General features: G+C 54.2%; 14 protein-coding genes. 3 read left to right on the forward strand and 11 right to left on the reverse strand.

Annotation, left to right across the window (positions count from 1 at the left end; genetic code table 11):
- Positions 1–4: 4 nt before the first annotated feature.
- From OCL06_RS01295 to OCL06_RS01320, 6 genes are all read right to left on the reverse strand, one after another.
- The gene (locus OCL06_RS01295) at positions 5–421 is read right to left on the reverse strand and encodes a VOC family protein (RefSeq protein ID WP_262991932.1); all 417 of its coding nucleotides are present in this window, start codon (positions 419–421) and stop codon (positions 5–7) included.
- Positions 422–459: 38 nt separating this feature from the next.
- Complete coding sequence (locus tag OCL06_RS01300) at positions 460–1,866, reverse strand: aldehyde dehydrogenase family protein (RefSeq protein WP_262991933.1); 1,407 nt, start codon at positions 1,864–1,866, stop codon at positions 460–462.
- Positions 1,867–1,936: 70 nt separating this feature from the next.
- Entirely contained in the window at positions 1,937–4,828 is a 2,892-nt protein-coding gene (locus OCL06_RS01305; RefSeq protein WP_262991934.1) for an ATP-binding protein, read from the reverse strand.
- A 152-nt stretch (positions 4,829–4,980) separates the two neighbouring features.
- The gene (locus tag OCL06_RS01310; protein WP_262991935.1) at positions 4,981–6,279 is read right to left on the reverse strand and encodes an adenylosuccinate synthase; all 1,299 of its coding nucleotides are present in this window, start codon (positions 6,277–6,279) and stop codon (positions 4,981–4,983) included.
- A gap of 132 nt (positions 6,280–6,411) precedes the next feature.
- Positions 6,412–6,597: a DUF2065 domain-containing protein gene (locus OCL06_RS01315; protein WP_262991937.1), complete on the reverse strand. Its 186-nt coding sequence runs from the start codon at positions 6,595–6,597 to the stop codon at positions 6,412–6,414.
- Positions 6,598–6,629: 32 nt separating this feature from the next.
- Positions 6,630–7,790 (reverse strand): aminotransferase class V-fold PLP-dependent enzyme, encoded by a 1,161-nt coding sequence (locus tag OCL06_RS01320; protein ID WP_262991938.1) that lies wholly within the window; start codon positions 7,788–7,790, stop codon positions 6,630–6,632.
- A gap of 271 nt (positions 7,791–8,061) precedes the next feature.
- Here OCL06_RS01320 and OCL06_RS01325 point away from each other — a divergent pair, with 271 nt between their 5' ends.
- Positions 8,062–8,496, forward strand: coding sequence for a hypothetical protein (locus OCL06_RS01325; RefSeq protein ID WP_262991939.1), 435 nt, complete (start codon positions 8,062–8,064; stop codon positions 8,494–8,496).
- On the opposite strand, the gene trxA is transcribed toward OCL06_RS01325, so the two are convergent.
- Complete coding sequence (trxA, locus tag OCL06_RS01330; protein WP_262991940.1) at positions 8,493–9,362, reverse strand: thioredoxin; 870 nt, start codon at positions 9,360–9,362, stop codon at positions 8,493–8,495. The two genes, OCL06_RS01325 and trxA, sit on opposite strands and share 4 nt — an antisense overlap.
- A gap of 159 nt (positions 9,363–9,521) precedes the next feature.
- On the opposite strand from trxA, the gene OCL06_RS01335 reads away from it, so the two are divergent.
- Together OCL06_RS01335 and OCL06_RS01340 are read left to right on the forward strand one after the other, a co-directional pair.
- The gene (locus tag OCL06_RS01335; protein WP_262991941.1) at positions 9,522–9,869 is read left to right on the forward strand and encodes an Mpo1-like protein; all 348 of its coding nucleotides are present in this window, start codon (positions 9,522–9,524) and stop codon (positions 9,867–9,869) included.
- Positions 9,870–9,936: 67 nt separating this feature from the next.
- Complete coding sequence (locus tag OCL06_RS01340) at positions 9,937–12,000, forward strand: S9 family peptidase (protein WP_262991942.1); 2,064 nt, start codon at positions 9,937–9,939, stop codon at positions 11,998–12,000.
- Between the two features lie 87 nt (positions 12,001–12,087).
- Here the strand turns inward: OCL06_RS01340 and OCL06_RS01345 are convergent, their stop codons facing one another.
- The 4 genes from OCL06_RS01345 to OCL06_RS01360 form a co-directional block, all read right to left on the reverse strand.
- Entirely contained in the window at positions 12,088–12,594 is a 507-nt protein-coding gene (locus OCL06_RS01345) for a superoxide dismutase family protein (protein WP_262991943.1), read from the reverse strand.
- Between the two features lie 151 nt (positions 12,595–12,745).
- Complete coding sequence (locus OCL06_RS01350) at positions 12,746–13,852, reverse strand: PQQ-dependent sugar dehydrogenase (protein ID WP_262991944.1); 1,107 nt, start codon at positions 13,850–13,852, stop codon at positions 12,746–12,748.
- Positions 13,853–13,862: 10 nt separating this feature from the next.
- Positions 13,863–14,336, reverse strand: coding sequence for a Dps family protein (locus OCL06_RS01355; protein WP_262991945.1), 474 nt, complete (start codon positions 14,334–14,336; stop codon positions 13,863–13,865).
- Positions 14,337–14,508: 172 nt separating this feature from the next.
- A complete protein-coding gene (locus tag OCL06_RS01360; protein WP_262991946.1) occupies positions 14,509–14,970 on the reverse strand; it encodes a copper chaperone PCu(A)C in 462 nt (153 codons plus the stop codon).
- Positions 14,971–15,288: the final 318 nt, after the last annotated feature.

A 15,288-nucleotide genomic window follows, 5' to 3' on the forward strand; every position in this document is an offset into this window, starting at 1 on the left:
GTGATCAGGTGGCGAACAACTGTGCCATATCGGCAAACGCTTTAAACTCCAGCGCATTTCCAAACGGGTCAGCAAAGAAGAGGGTGGCTTGTTCTCCCGGCTGACCGGCAAACCGCACATAGGGTTTGATTATGAATTCAGTTCCTTTGCTCTCCAGCCGGTCTGCCAGTTGTTGCCAGTCAGCCATATCCAGCACCACGCCAAAGTGGGGGACGGGCACGGCCTGGGCATCCACCGCGTTGTAAGAGGGAGCCGAAGGCATTGCGGCTACGCAGTGGGTAACCAGTTGGTGGCCAAAGAAGTCCCAGTCAATCCACTGACTGGCACTGCGCCCCTGACGGCACCCCAGCAGCTCACCGTAAAAGGCTCTCGCCTTGGTCAGGCAGGTGACCGGAATGGCCAGATGAAATGGATTTGGCATAGGGATTACCTCTCGGCTCAGTGACTAGCGAGCGGGCACTATAGCAATTTCCTGAGAATTTTCAGCTTAAGATCAGTATAAGGCGGATACCGGAACGGCACATCAAAGGCAAATGCCCGCCGCATTACCGTTTTGAGGTGACTGAACGTATCGAAGCCGGCCTGACCGTGGTAACTGCCCATGCCGCTGCTGCCGACACCGCCAAAAGGCAGGTTCGGGTTGGTCATAAACATCATCGTATCGTTAATACACACGCTGCCGGCACTGGTATTGGCCAGTACCCGTTCTTCCAGGTGTTTGTCGTCGGTAAATAAATACAGCGCCAGCGGCTTAGGACGGGCATTTATGAAGCCCATGGCTTCTTCCATGGTATCCACTGCAACAATAGGCAGGATTGGGCCAAAGATTTCCTCACGCATTAATGCACTGTCCGGCGCGGGGTTCACCACCAGGGTAGGGGCCATCCTGCAGGCACTTACGTCCACTTCTCCACCGTACTCCAGAGTTTGTTCTGCCAGATAACTTTGTAAGCGCTGCAAATGCCGGGCGTTGATAATGCTGCCATAATCGTTATTAGTAAGTGCTGACTCACCGTACTGAGCAATAATTTCACTTTTGATTGCCGCCACCAATGCCGGTAATAAGCCGGCTTCCACCAGCACATAGTCAGGGGCAATGCAGGTTTGGCCTGCGTTCATCCATTTTCCCCACACTATACGCCGCGCAGCCACCGCCAGATGGGTACTGGTATCAACCACACAGGGACTTTTACCGCCCAACTCCAGGGTCACCGGGGTGAGGTGTTTGGCTGCTGCGGCCATCACTATTTTACCTACGGTTTCACCGCCGGTATAAAACACATGATCCCAGGGCATGGCCAGCAGAGCACTGGTTTCGTCTTTACCGCCTTCCACCACCTGCACCGCATCGTTGTCGAGATACGCCGGAATAAGTCTGGCTACGAGGGCAGAGGTGGCTGCTGCCAGCTCTGAGGGCTTCAGTACGGCACAGTTACCCGCGGCCACAGCGGCAATAAAAGGGGCCAGTAGTAATTGCAGAGGATAATTCCAGGCGCCGATGATAAGCACGGTCCCCAGCGGCTCGGGGTACTGGTAACTCTTGCCGGGCCAGGCCACCATGGGCGTGCTTACCCGGCGGGGTTTATTCCAGCGCTCCAGGTGCTTCAGGGTATGTTTAATGTCGGCCTGCAGAAACCCCACCTCGGCGACAATACTTTCTGAACGACACTTACCTAAATCTGCATGCAGGGCCTCGGTAATCTCACTCTCATGCTCATTCAGTAAGGCTTGCAAGGCGCGTAATTGCTGGCGCCGCCAGCTCAGATCACGGGTTTTCCCCGCTGCAAAGGTGGCCCTTAAGGCCTGCTGCACCTGTGTTGCCTGTTGCTGGTGTGCGGTGAGTGACGCGTCCTGCTGATCTGCCATGCCCATAATACCTTGCGATTATCTGCGGGGGATAGGAGCAGTATAGGCAAGTGAGTGCACCGCTGGCAATCTAATCTCGGTCCGCGTGCTGGCGCTGCCCCCACTTCGCCAGCAGATGGCGCATCTCCCTTTCCCGGAAGGGCTTACCGAGGTGGTCGTCCATACCTGCCGCCCGGGCTTTCTGTTTATCTTCAACCATCGCCGCCGCAGTGAGCGCGATAATAGGAATGGTGTTGCCGGTGCGACGAATTTCACGGGTGGCCTGATAACCGTCCATCACCGGCATCTGCACATCCATCAGCACCAGCACGTAATCGTGTGCCGCGACAGCCTCCACCGCCTGCTGGCCGTTCTCAACCACGTCAACTGACACGCCAAGGTGCCTGAGTTGCTCTTCAATCACAGTCTGATTAATGGGGTTATCTTCAACCAGCAGCACCCGACCCGCCAGCTGCACTTTTTCGCCCACCGGATGGAGCGAGTCAATGTGCTGCTGCGCCTTGGCGGCGGATTTCTGAGCGTTACTGGCCCGTTGCAACGGCACCGTGAACGACATGACGGTGCCCTTCCCAAGCTCGCTGTGTACAGAGAAACAGCCCTGCATGGCTTCCACCAGTCGCTGACTGATAGTCATTCCCAGACCCGTACCGCCATACTCCCGGCTGGTAGACGTATCAGCCTGAGAGAAGGCATCGAACAGATGTTCCAGCTGATTTTCGGACATACCAATACCGGTGTCCTTAACTGACCAGGTCAGCCGGGCTTCATTTTCATCGAGGTTTTGCGCGCCCACAGTGACCTCCACCTCGCCCTGGGGGGTGAACTTAATGGCATTTCCAATCAGATTCACCAGCACCTGGGTCAGTCGCAGCGCATCACCCACATAATATTTGTCACACTTACCGGCAAACTTAAACACCAGCGACAGCTCTTTTTCCTGTGCCTGGGTGCGGAACATGCTGTCGAGGCGCCGCAGGATATCGGGTAACGAAAAGACCTCAGATTCAAGCTCCAGTTTACCCGCTTCTATTTTGGAAAAATCCAGAATGGTATTGATGATTCCCAGCAACATCTCGCCAGACTGATTAATGCGATAAAACTTTTCATAGCTGTCAGGGTTACCATGTTGCTGGATCCCCAGACTACTGAGTCCGATGATGGCGTTCATAGGGGTGCGGATCTCGTGGCTCATATTGGCCAGAAAATCACTTTTCGCCTGATCCGACTGCACGGCAATGTCGCGGGCTTCCTGCAGTTCCTTTTCCGACTCCTGCAACCGCGCATTGGCATTGGTCAGTTCACGGGTACGGTTTTCCACCTGATATTCTACTTCCCGGGTATGACCGGCAAGAATGATGATGAACCAGCCAAGCAGGCCGGTAAACAACAGTCCGGCGATGAGCAGCAAGTGTACGCCCCATGGCTGACTGAGGAATTCATGGTCGCTGACCTGAATAAGCTCCCACGCCCGGCCACCTACTCTCAGCACGTGGCGGGCTTGCATCGGAAACAGGGCTGCATCATCGCTCAGCATTGACTGGCGGGAAGCCACCAGTGAGCGAAGCGTGTCGTCCGCCATAGGCGTGTGATAAAGCACCGCAGGCTCGGTCCCGGCATCCGGGTCGATGAGGGCCAGGTGGGTATTGCTAAGCATTTCCCCGCTCAGGGCAATTTCGGCCAGCTCCTGTAAGCGAATGACGGCTGTCGCATAGCCGTCTGACAAGAGCCCGCTGGTGCCATAGTTTCCTGCTGAATACGGTAAAAAAAGCAATACGCCAAGCTGTGTTTCACCACCGTGGGACAGCGTAATAGGCGGAGTGGGAATAGCGTTTTTGGCGACCCATGCAGCTTCCAGCGTCTCCTTGCGTGACGTCTGCGAGGCAACGTCCAGTCCCAGCACATCTTTGTTGATTGCGAATGGCGCCAGATAACTGATCACCACATGATTATCACGCAGGGTGACCGGCTCCACCTGCCCGGCGCTATTGCGCTGGCTGACCGTAAAGCCCGGCTCATAGCCACTGTCGCGATAACGCTGTTGCATAAAGGCTTCGAATTCACGCAAGTCACTGCCTGCCACCCGGGCGTTCCACGACAGTCCGTTGAGTAACGGGTTACGCAACATAATTGTGGCGGTGTACTCTTCGAATTCTTCCGGTATCAGTGTCTCATGAGAGGCTACAAAGCCAGCCAGACCGTGCAGAATATCAATAATATTGCCCAGTTCGCCGTCCAGAGTACTGGCGATCCGCTCGGCGTTATTCGCGAACGCCTGTTCCTGACGGTTCTGTTCCATCTGGGTGGCCAGTAGCGACAACACCACAATTCCCGCGGTAATGCCGGTTAGCGACAACAGAACCAGGCGGGATTTTTGTGCCGGTGCGTGCATGACTCGCGGGAAAGACACCACCAGCCAGGGCAACAGAAAAATGATGCCTACCGCATCGCCGGCCCACCAGTTCATCCACACCACCAGTAAAGATTCAGTGGGCAGATAGCCGGCGAACCAAATGGTTAGCGTGCTGAGGGTAGCATTAACCAGCGCGCTCAGTAACGCACCAAAGGTTAAGAATGTGACGACTTTAGAGGCCCGGTGGTAGGCAAACGGAAAGCCACAGGTACGGCAAACTAACCAACAACCCACGGCCGCCTGTAAGGTGGCGCCAATGCCCAGCACCACCGGCAGCACCAGATCGTTGGGCGAAGCGATAAACACCGAGGTGGTATAGAACGTGACGGCAAGGGAGCCGATGAAGACCCCGATCAAGCCCGCACTGCCGTACACCAGTACCGCGGCCAGCGCCAGGCCGGCAGCCGGCCAGAAAATCGCAACATGCTCCGGTGGCATCGCCGCGCTTTTGCCCACCAGCCCCAACAGGAAATAGCCCAGCGCCGTCAGTACTAACGCGCTAAGGTATTTTTTCCAGTGCATGTTTGAACGAGCGTCAGGCGCCTGCTGCATGTCTCTCTGCTCTTGTTAGCCAGGCCCTACGATAGCGGGTCTGGAATCTCACTGCCACCCTGGCAAGCAGGAATTAACGTCCTTTTTCCGGGGCCATAAACAACACAGCCTGCATGACGCAGGCTGTGGATAACGTTTGGATAAACGATGTCTTACGCGTCGTACGGATGCCGTAGGACAATGGTTTCGTTTCGGTCCGGGCCGGTAGAGATAATATCCACAGGCACGCCGGTAATCCGCTCCAGCCGCTGTATATAATTCTTGGCAGCCTGGGGAAGCTCTTCGTAACGGGTTACTCCGAAGGTTTTTTCTGACCAGCCAGGCATTTCTTCGTAAACTGGCGTTACCAGGTCGTAACCGTCTGCCGCCATGGGCGGCACATCTTTCACGTTGCCGTCGGCGTCTTTATAGCCCACACAGATTTGCAGCGTATCCAGACCGTCCAGTACATCCAGCTTGGTTAAACAGAAACCGGTGATAGAATTAATTTGCACCGCCCGTTTCATTGCCACGGCATCAAACCAGCCTGTCCGGCGTTTACGCCCGGTGGTGGCACCAAACTCATGCCCTTTGACTCCCAGGTGCTGGCCCACATCGCAATCCAGCTCCGTAGGGAACGGGCCTGAACCCACCCGTGTAGTGTAGGCTTTCACTATCCCCAACACGTAGTCGAGCTTAAGCGGCCCGAAGCCGGCACCGGTGGCTACGCCGCCTACGGTGGTGTTGGAAGAGGTCACATAAGGATAAGTCCCGTGATCGATATCCAGCAACGTGCCCTGCGCGCCTTCAAACATGATAGGCAAGCCAGCATGGTGGGCTTTATCCAGCTCGTCAGTTACATCGACCACCATGGCTTTCAGTATATCCGCCACGGCCAGTGCGCCTTGCAACGTTTCTTCGTAATCGACTGCAGGCTCGTTGTAGTACTGGGTCAGCGTGAAGTTGTGAATATCCAGCACTTCTTTAAGTTTGGCCGCGAAATCTTCTGCGTTGAACAGGTCACCTACCCGCAGGCCGCGACGGGATACTTTGTCTTCGTATGCCGGCCCGATGCCACGTCCGGTGGTACCAATTGCTTTTTTACCGCGGGCTTTTTCACGCGCCACATCCAGGGCGATGTGATAAGGCAGAATAAGCGGGCAGGCTTCGCTGATTTTCAGACGTTCTTTCACCGGCACACCACGCTCTTCCAGCATGGTAATTTCGGTCATAAGCGCGTCAGGGCTAAGTACCACGCCGTTACCGATAATGCAGGTGACGTTATCACGCAGAATGCCTGAGGGAATTAAATGCAGGACGGTTTTCTCGCCGTCGATAACCAGAGTGTGACCGGCATTATGGCCACCCTGATAACGGACCACATATTTTGCGCGATCAGTGAGAAGATCTACTACCTTACCTTTTCCCTCGTCACCCCACTGGGTGCCGAGAACCACAACGTTCTTTGCCATGAATCAAATGCGTAAAAAAATTAGGCGTGGATTCTATCAAAAAGTGACCCCGGGGATCACCTCTTTTATGCGTAAAAAGTCAGCAGTGCGGATATTTCATCTTCATAACCACCCAGAACGTCACACCGGGTGTCAGCGGGCAAGATAGAATAAACTGACCAGACCGGTGACCACGAGTACGCCGCCTAACTGGCGTAATTTGTTGGAGGGGTGTTGGCTGACCTGCTGCAAATAGAGGCGCCACCGATTCGGGAACAATAATGGCCCGATCCCCTCAATGATTAACACCAGTGCCAGCGCCTGCCAAAGCCAATCCATACCGTGTCCTTAGTTGCCGATACCGGGTCAGTCTAACATGAACTCAGCGCAGAGATATCCAGCTGGTCAGGGCTGTGATACAAGGCAAACCCGAAGCGCAGCCGGTTACCGCGATAGTCAGTCATAATGTGATGACGTTCCAGGTTCTGGGCAATGGTCGCGGTAGTTTGCGCATCGGGTAGTTCGAAGGTGAGAAAGTGCCCGCGCTCCGTAGCATCCTCAACCAACAGCGCCTGGCGATTTACCATTGGATGGGCGAGTGTGTCGAGCTGACTTAAAAATGCCTCCTGCACCTTCATCACATGGGCATTAATGTTGGCGGGCGTAATGTCTTCCCTTGAAAACAGGTCGAGCACGGCCCGCAACCGGTACAGGGGCGAGAAATCCATGGTTGCGCCGGCGAAGCGCATGCCGTCTTCACTATACTGCACCTGTCCGTCACGGGGCTGGTCAAGTTGCCCGAATTCGGCATACCAGCCGGTATACAAAGGCCGCTGCTTGCAGGGCTTAGGCACATGGACAAAACACGCCCCTTCCCCGCCCTGGGCGTACTTATAGCCGCCTGCCAAATAAAACACCCGGTCCTGAATGGCGCTGATGTCGGTTGGCCGGGCCATAAAGTGGTGATACCCGTCAATCACCACCAGGGTCTCCTGATCAGCGACTGCATCGACGATACGTTCGATGTCGCTGACCACAAAACCGGAATTGAAAAACACATGGCTCAGAAAAATCACGTCATATTGGCCGCCCTGAATAGCTTCTATAAACCGGTCGCTGAAGCTCTGGAAGGGTTGCGCGGGCACTTTGTTCAGGCTAACCGTGTCCATTTCAGCGAGTCGGTTCGCCTGCCTGTAGAAACTGTGAAACTCGGCGTCGGTAGACAAAATGCGCAATGACTGCGTCCAGTCCTTGCAGCTAAGAATGCGAAACAATAATTCGTGGGTATTCGGTGCAAATACAATTTGCTCAGGGTCTTGGGTGCCCAGCAGGCGACTGATGTGCTGCTGCAAGCCGGGCACGCAATCTTCAAAGAAGTACGCCCATTTTTGATCAGCCAGTCTGGCGCTGTCGTCCCAGTAGTCGAGCATGGCCTGGCGGGTCACATCAGGCCAGTAGTAGTGGCTGTGCGGGGAAAAGTGCTGTTTGCCGGCATTGGCCTTCAGGAACCGCTGGTAATACTGCTGGTACATGTTTCAATCCACAGACGCTGAAAGAATGCTGACTGTACCAAAAACCCGGGCGGATGGGAGCCAAGCACGATAATTTACCTCCGCTGAAGTGGCAGCGAAGCTGTACTGCCGCGGTGCTTTGTTGTCAGCTGCCGGGGCGAAACAGGGCTGACGGCGCTTCACTGAGGCCGTTAGCGCACTGAGCAGGACACTGACCGTTTATATTCCCCCTGGCGGTCTTTATCTGCTATACATGGACTACGAATACAGCCGATACCGCAAGGAGTCAGCAGTGAAATTTCCTAAATATGGCCACTACGCGTTGGATTTTTCAGGCAACGTGATGGAGGTATTTGCTACCGGTAGCTGGAACCTGCACACGGTGCAGAGCCTGAGTTCTGACATGCAGGAACTGGTGCATCGTATTGGTGATACACCCTGGGCGGCGCTAATGGACGGCCGTCGCTGGGTATTGTCCACGCCGGACTGCCAGCAAGCGCTCAGCGAACAAATCAAATTCAATATTCGTCACGGCCTGCGGCGTTCAGCCTATGTGATGGAAAACAGCATGGTGAAAAAAGCGCAGCTGGAACGCACCCATCCGCATCAGGATGATGCGGCTTATGAGCCCGACTACCAGCGCGAATATTTCACCAGTTATTTCGATGCCCTTAAGTGGCTGCATGAGGAAGGGTACTCTCCCCTTCCCTCACAGCCTGAACGTTAGTACAGCAGGCCGTAGACCTTACGACGGTACTCGGATTTCAGCGGGTCGCCGTCGGCCAGGGCATTAATCATATCCAACATGATTTTGCGCGCCTCACCAAAACTTAATTCGGTTTTCAGCACGGTATATAACAACGCCAGCGCTTCATCAGGTTTATGCGCCTGTTGCAGCTGCACGGCCAAATCCACTTTCAGCTGTAAATTGTCAGGCTCGGCCGCCACTGCCTCCTGCAATTGTTTAATTTCCGGTGATTCCGCCGCCTGTTCAGCCAGTTCAACCTTGCCGGTTAACGCCTGGTAGCGGGAGTCCTGATCCACCATTTTAATGGTTTCCAATAGCTCTTTGGCCTGGCTAACCGAACCGGTTTCCAGCAGGCAGTCTATATACAGATACTTAGCGTCCAGATTGTCCGGATTAATATCAAATGCCTGCTTTACCAGCGGAAAGGCGGCCTGATAATCGCCGCTTGCGGCCAGTTTTGCGGCTTCCTGTAAGGCTTCATCTTCTGGATTGGGCAGGTATTTCGCCAGCATCTCACGAATTTGCGCTTCGGGCTGCACGCCGGCAAAGCCATCGACGGGCTGGCCGTCTTTTACCAGCATCACCGTGGGCAAACTGCGGATCCCAAACTGACCCGCCACCTCTTGCTGGGCGTCGCAGTCGACTTTCGCCAGGATCAGGTGTTCAGAGTACTCATTGGCGAGCTTTTCCAGAATAGGCATAAGGTCTTTGCAGGGTTCACACCAGTCAGCCCAGAAATCAACCAGTACCAGCTTTTCCTGTGAGTCTTGCAGGATCACCTGTTGAAAGTTCTGCGTGGTGATATCGACGATGGTGGCGCCGGTGTTCGCGACTAAATTATCCATAGCGTTGGCCTGTTAAAACGTATTTGCAAAGTGATATGGGGGACTTGTGCGAGAAAACAAGTCGTGGTGGTTCATCCCCCTGTTCGCAATCTGCCGGGCACTCAATTGGCGCCCGGTTAATATAATGTTAATGTTAACCCATCATTTCAGGAGATTGCCATGGCCCCGGACACCACCCCTCCCACACAGGATAAACCTGTGCATTTCCGCAGCTTTAAAGAATTTTATCCGTATTACCTTAATGAACACGCTGACCCCACTTGCCGGTTACTACACTTTATCGGCTCCTGGCTGGTACTCGCCGTATTAGGGCTGTCGGTAGTACTGCAAATGTGGGTACTGTTGTGGTTACTGCCGGTCATTGGCTATGGTTTTGCCTGGCTGGGACATTTTATATTTGAAAAAAACCGGCCGGCCACATTCAGTCACCCGCTGTACAGTCTGATGGGCGACTGGGTTATGTTCAAAGATATTTTACTGGGTCGGCTTACGGTCCGGAAACAGTAACTGACCGCCCGGGTTTTCGCAGCACGGCGGGCGGCGTTAATCGAATAATCAACAAGTAAGGATGACCATGTTACGACTACGAATTGCGTCACTCGCGGCAGCGTTTGGTGTACTCAGCGCCGGCGCACAGGCAGAGTCTGCCCCGTTGCCTGACAAACTGACGTATAAGGATACGTTTAACCTGGAATACCCGGCGGCCCCCTTCTTCCTGCCAGACGGCGACAAACTGGTGTACGAGCGTCGCAGCATGGATATTATGTCTGACAGTACCCACAGCAGTCTCTGGCAGATAGATATTAAATCAAAGCAGCACCGCCCGTTACTGGCCGGCGATGACAGTGTGCGCAACGCCGTGTTATCCAAAGACGGCAGTATGCTGGCCTATATTTCCAACGCGTCGGGCAGTGCCCAGCTGTATGTGCGCTACATGGACAGCGGCCAGACCGCCAGACTGACCAATGTGTCGTACGCGCCGGGAAATCTGACCTGGTCCAATGACGGTCAGCACCTGGCATTTACCATGTTTACACCGGTTAAACCCGACTCGCTGTTCACCGGCATGCCAAAAAAACCTGATGGCGCCAAGTGGGCGGAACCCGCTAAGTATATTGAGAAAACCCGCTACCGCGCAGACGGCGCCGGCTACCTGCCTGATGGTTATTCACAAATTTACGTTTTGCCGGTGACCGGCGGCACCCCCCGCCAGCTGACGACGGCGGAATATCCTCACGGTGGCAGCCTGACCTTCAGTAAAAAAGACGACTGGATTTATTTCACCGCTGACAAACAGGACGGCTATGCGTTGCGTCCGTTGGGCAGTGACATATACCGGGTCAGCACCACCACTGCCAAAGTGGAGCAGGTCACGGACATGAAAGGGCCGGAGTCGTCCCCGCTCATCAGCCCGGACGGCAGATGGCTGGCCTTCTCGCAGCTTGATGACCGCAAACTGTCCTACCAGACCGGCGATATTGTGGTGATGAACCTGAACAATGGTAACACCACCCGCTTAACCGGGTCCCTTGACCGTGGCATCGGCCGCTTCGTGTGGAATGATGACAGCGATGAACTGATTTTCTCCTACCTGGATGAAGGTAATAACCGTCTGGCGCGAGTCGATCTGGACGGTGATATCGACAAACTGGATGTGACTATTGGTGGCCAGTCGATGGGCAGACCGTATACCTCGGGCAGCTTCGCAGTAAGCAGCAAAGGGGATATTGCCTTTACGACGGCTGAAACCATGCGCCCGGCAGATTTGGCACTGTACTCACGCCGGGGGAATACCACCACCCTGACAGATTTAAACAGCGACGCACTGGATCACCTTAAGCTGGCGAAAGTCGAAACTCTGCCAGTGACCTCCAGTGTCGATGACCGGAAGATTGATGCGTGGATGGCCCTGCCGCCGGATTTTGATGCCAGCAAATCTTACCCGATGATTTTGGAAATTCACGGTGGCCCACATGCCGCTTACGGTCCGCACTTTTCTATGGAAGTGCAGCTAATGGCGGCACAGGGCTATGTGGTGGTGTGGTCTAACCCGCGGGGCAGCTCCTCGTACGGGGAAGACTTCGGTAACCTTATCCATCACAACTACCCGTCTGAGGACTACAACGATCTGATGGATGTGGTCGATGCTGCGGTGGCGAAAGGGTTTGTAGACAGCAAAAACCTGTTTATTACCGGCGGTTCCGGTGGCGGTGTGCTCACGGCCTGGTCGATTGGTAAAACGGATCGTTTTGCTGCAGCCGTCGTGGCCAAGCCCGTGATTAACTGGGTGAGTTTCGCCCTGACGGCGGACGCGTACCCGTATTTCAGCCAGTACTGGATGGAAGCCATGCCCTGGGAAGTGGCGGACAAGCTATGGGATCGCTCCCCACTGTCACTGGTAGGCAATGTGACCACGCCTACACTGTTGCTGACGGGTGAAGCGGATTACCGTACGCCTATCAGTGAATCGGAGCAGTTCTATCAGGCGTTGCGTCTGCAGGGCGTGGAGTCTGCGATGGTGCGTATTCCAGGCGCGCCACACGGCATTGCTGGCAAGCCGTCACGCCTGATCCAGAAAGTGGGCAATATCGTGGCCTGGTTTGAGCGCTACCGCCACGACGGTGAGTCAGAAGAGTAACCGTTTAGCGTTAAGTGGATAAGCAAAACGCCGGCTGTGAAGCCGGCGTTTTTTATTGACTGACGAAACGTGGTGCTACTCAGAAGCCTAGCGAATAATGCCGCACAGTACCCGCGGGCCGCCGCCACCGAGTTTGGCCGGCTCATCAGAATAGTTATCACCCTCTTCATGAACCATCAATGCACGACCGGTGACTTTTTCTACCGTCAGGCGCGGGGCGAGCACGGAATGTCTGGCGTCGCCTTCTTCATTGACATACAGCAGGGGTAAATCACCCAGGTGCGCATCGTCGCTCCAGGGATAACCGTGGTTATCAGTTTGCTGGGGATCGTAGTGACTGCCAGCCGCGCCGGCCGGCACGGTATCGCCGTTCTTCACGGCACTTTCACATGAGGGATTTTCGTGCACGTGGAAGCCATGGCCACCGGGCTGTAAGCCGGTCAGTGAGGGCGTAAATACCAGTCCGTAGCTACTGTTTTCAATGACTACCGTTCCCGCCGGTTCACCGGTGCGGGCGTCCATCATATCAATGGTGGTGGCCGATGCGCTTAAGGCCGCGGTGGCCATCATGAGACCTGTAAGAACTGCTTTCATGGATCATGCTCCTTGCTGGCTGAGTTCAGCAATGGTAACGGTTGGGTGACACCTTGAGATCACAGGCAGGCAAATGCGGGAGAATTAATGTTGCAGGCAGAGAAACAGTAACGCGGACCCGGGTCCGCGTTTAATACTGTAGGTGCCCGGTTTACTGTGCAGGCGATACTTTCAGTAGTTTACCGTTGGGTGCATCGGTTAACAGGTAGATAAAGCCATCCGGCCCAACCTCTACATCACGAATACGCTCGCCACGAGCGCGCAGATACTCATGTTGTTCTCCCGGCTGGCCGTCGTTCATTTCAATGCGGCGCAGGTGAGTGAATTTTAGCGAGCCCACCAGCAGGTCACCCTGCCACTCGGCGAACGGTTGGCCCTGATAAAACTCCATGCCACTGGGCGCGATAGACGGGTCCCAGTAAAGCCAGGGCTGTTCCATGCCTTCCATCTCGGTTTTGTCTGAGATAATGTCACCCGAGTAATCGATGCCGTAGGTAATTTTCGGCCAGCCATAATTGGCGCCCGATTCAAGCTGATTAATTTCATCACCGCCTTTTGGCCCGTGCTCCATGGCCCACACATCGCCGGTTTCCGGGTGAATCGTCAAGCCCTGCACATTACGGTGGCCATAGGTATATACCTCAGGTGCATCGCCATCAACAAACGGGTTGCCTTCCGGCACACTGCCATCGGCATGAATGCGCACAATCTTACCGAAATGGTTGTCAGTATTTTGTGCTTCATCCATGTACTTATAGCGGTCGCCCAGTGTCACGAATAACATCCCGGCATCGTCAAACGCCAGCCGGCAACCAAAATGGAAGCCGTTGTTAACCAGTGGTTCGGCGGAGAATATCGTATTCAGGTTAGTCAGCTCGCCGTCGCCCAGCACCGCTTTGGTAACACTGGTGCTGCTGCCACCATCGCCAGGCTTGCTGTAGCAGAAATACACGGTGTTATTGTTGGTGAAATCCGGGTCCAGGGTAATATCCAGCATGCCGCCCTGATTATTCGCCGCCACCTCAGGCACATTGGTCAGACGTTCGCCCAGCCCGGTTTGGGGTGAATACACCCGAATTCCGCCGGCCCGTTCAGTAATAATCATCTCACCTTCGGGCATAAATGCCATACCCCACGGATGCGTTAGACCGTCGGCAAGGGTTTCCACAGTCAGGTTTTCATGATCATTTGCCACTGCGGGGGCACTCAGACATAACGAAGCAGTGGCGAAAGCCACTGCTTTTTGCAAGTTCTTCATTTAATTACTCTTAGTTTGGCAAGGTCGCACGAAGCATCCACGCAGTTTTCTCGTGAACACGCATGCGGTCGGAAATTAGGGCTGCAGACGATTCATCGTCGGCCTGCTCAGCGAGTTTCAACGCCTGGCGACAGGTCTTAACTACCTGCTCATGACCGTGGGTTAGCAGCCCAACCATTTCTGAGGCTGCGGGCACGCCGTCAACTTCAGCAATAGAGCTCAGTTCTGAAAACGCTTTGTATGTGCCGGGCGCGTAAATACCCAATGTCCGGATACGTTCAGCAATTTCATCTACGGCTACCGCGAGTTCGGTATAGTGCTCTTCAAACATCAGATGCAACTCGCGAAACTGCGGACCGGTTACATTCCAGTGAAAGTTATGCGTTTGCAAATATAGCGTATAAGAATCTGCCAGCAGCTTTTTCAGGCCTTCCGCCACTTCGGTACGATCACCTTCAGAAATACCAATATCAATCTTTGTCATAGCTTACTCCTTGTGCAATATAAAAACAGATTAAAAACTAATTTTGTAATCTATTTTTCAATACCAAAACACATCCGTTTTGGATTACTGCTATACGCCAAACTGCGGCACTTGGACTTATATCACCCGGCACAAGTGCTAAAATACGAAGCGTAAACGGAATGCGAATACATTAATGATGATGGTGGTGCCCGGTCTGCTTATCAATGGCTTTGATCGCAGCAGTGACGTCAACAGTCTCACCGCTGGTTAATTGTAGCGTCAGATCCACTGAGTTACCTTCGTCCAGCCCGTTCTTAAGCCCCAGTAACATAATGTGATAGCCACCTGGTGCAAATGCGACCTTCTGGCCTGGCGCCAGGGTGACACCGTCGGTCACTTCCCGCATCTGCATTACGTCACCCTGCATGTCGGTGGTGTGAATTTGTGCATCGTCAGCCACAGCAGCATCTACCGTGACCCCAGTCACGGTGACAGGTTTATCGGAGGTGTTCGTCAGCGCAAGGTAGACCGCGCCCGACTGAGCCATGGGAAATGTGGCACGGGCATGGGCATCATGAACGGTCACAGATGCCGCAAAGCTCTGCGTAGCCAGCACTAATCCGGCAATGGTTAGCAAGGTACGGATAATCATAGGTTTTATGCTTCTCTGGAATGTAATTACAACCAGTGTACGGTAGCTAAAGAACGGAACAAAGCAGAAAATGCATAGGTGTATCAGCGGCGTGCTGACGGTGCTGTGAAAGATTCTAAAAAGGCTGTGAGAAGTGGAGAAGGTTAGCTTACAAATATAGGGGAAAAATGGTGCCGACTGCCGGAATCGGACTGCCCGCTCTGCTATGTAGCTACTGATTTATCAGTAGGTTGCAGTTCGTGGGAACACTGAAAAAAGTGGAGAAGGTTAGCTTACAAACATAGGGGAAAATGGTGCCGACTGCCGGAATCGAACTGC

Source organism: Alteromonas salexigens, from assembly GCF_025628895.1.
Taxonomy (GTDB): Bacteria; Pseudomonadota; Gammaproteobacteria; order Enterobacterales; family Alteromonadaceae; genus Alteromonas; species Alteromonas salexigens.

What these genes read in the sequence shown, in the direction of transcription:
- OCL06_RS01295 (WP_262991932.1), bottom strand. Translation starts at nt 421, where the DNA reads ATGCCAAATCCATTTCATCTGGCCATTCCGGTCACCTGCCTGACCAAG.
- OCL06_RS01300 (WP_262991933.1), bottom strand. Translation starts at nt 1,866, where the DNA reads ATGGCAGATCAGCAGGACGCGTCACTCACCGCACACCAGCAACAGGCA.
- OCL06_RS01305 (WP_262991934.1), bottom strand. Translation starts at nt 4,828, where the DNA reads ATGCAGCAGGCGCCTGACGCTCGTTCAAACATGCACTGGAAAAAATAC.
- OCL06_RS01310 (WP_262991935.1), bottom strand. Translation starts at nt 6,279, where the DNA reads ATGGCAAAGAACGTTGTGGTTCTCGGCACCCAGTGGGGTGACGAGGGA.
- OCL06_RS01315 (WP_262991937.1), bottom strand. Translation starts at nt 6,597, where the DNA reads ATGGATTGGCTTTGGCAGGCGCTGGCACTGGTGTTAATCATTGAGGGG.
- OCL06_RS01320 (WP_262991938.1), bottom strand. Translation starts at nt 7,790, where the DNA reads ATGTACCAGCAGTATTACCAGCGGTTCCTGAAGGCCAATGCCGGCAAA.
- trxA (WP_262991940.1), bottom strand. Translation starts at nt 9,362, where the DNA reads ATGGATAATTTAGTCGCGAACACCGGCGCCACCATCGTCGATATCACC.
- OCL06_RS01335 (WP_262991941.1), top strand. Translation starts at nt 9,522, where the DNA reads ATGGCCCCGGACACCACCCCTCCCACACAGGATAAACCTGTGCATTTC.
- OCL06_RS01340 (WP_262991942.1), top strand. Translation starts at nt 9,937, where the DNA reads ATGTTACGACTACGAATTGCGTCACTCGCGGCAGCGTTTGGTGTACTC.
- OCL06_RS01345 (WP_262991943.1), bottom strand. Translation starts at nt 12,594, where the DNA reads ATGAAAGCAGTTCTTACAGGTCTCATGATGGCCACCGCGGCCTTAAGC.
- OCL06_RS01350 (WP_262991944.1), bottom strand. Translation starts at nt 13,852, where the DNA reads ATGAAGAACTTGCAAAAAGCAGTGGCTTTCGCCACTGCTTCGTTATGT.
- OCL06_RS01355 (WP_262991945.1), bottom strand. Translation starts at nt 14,336, where the DNA reads ATGACAAAGATTGATATTGGTATTTCTGAAGGTGATCGTACCGAAGTG.
- OCL06_RS01360 (WP_262991946.1), bottom strand. Translation starts at nt 14,970, where the DNA reads ATGATTATCCGTACCTTGCTAACCATTGCCGGATTAGTGCTGGCTACG.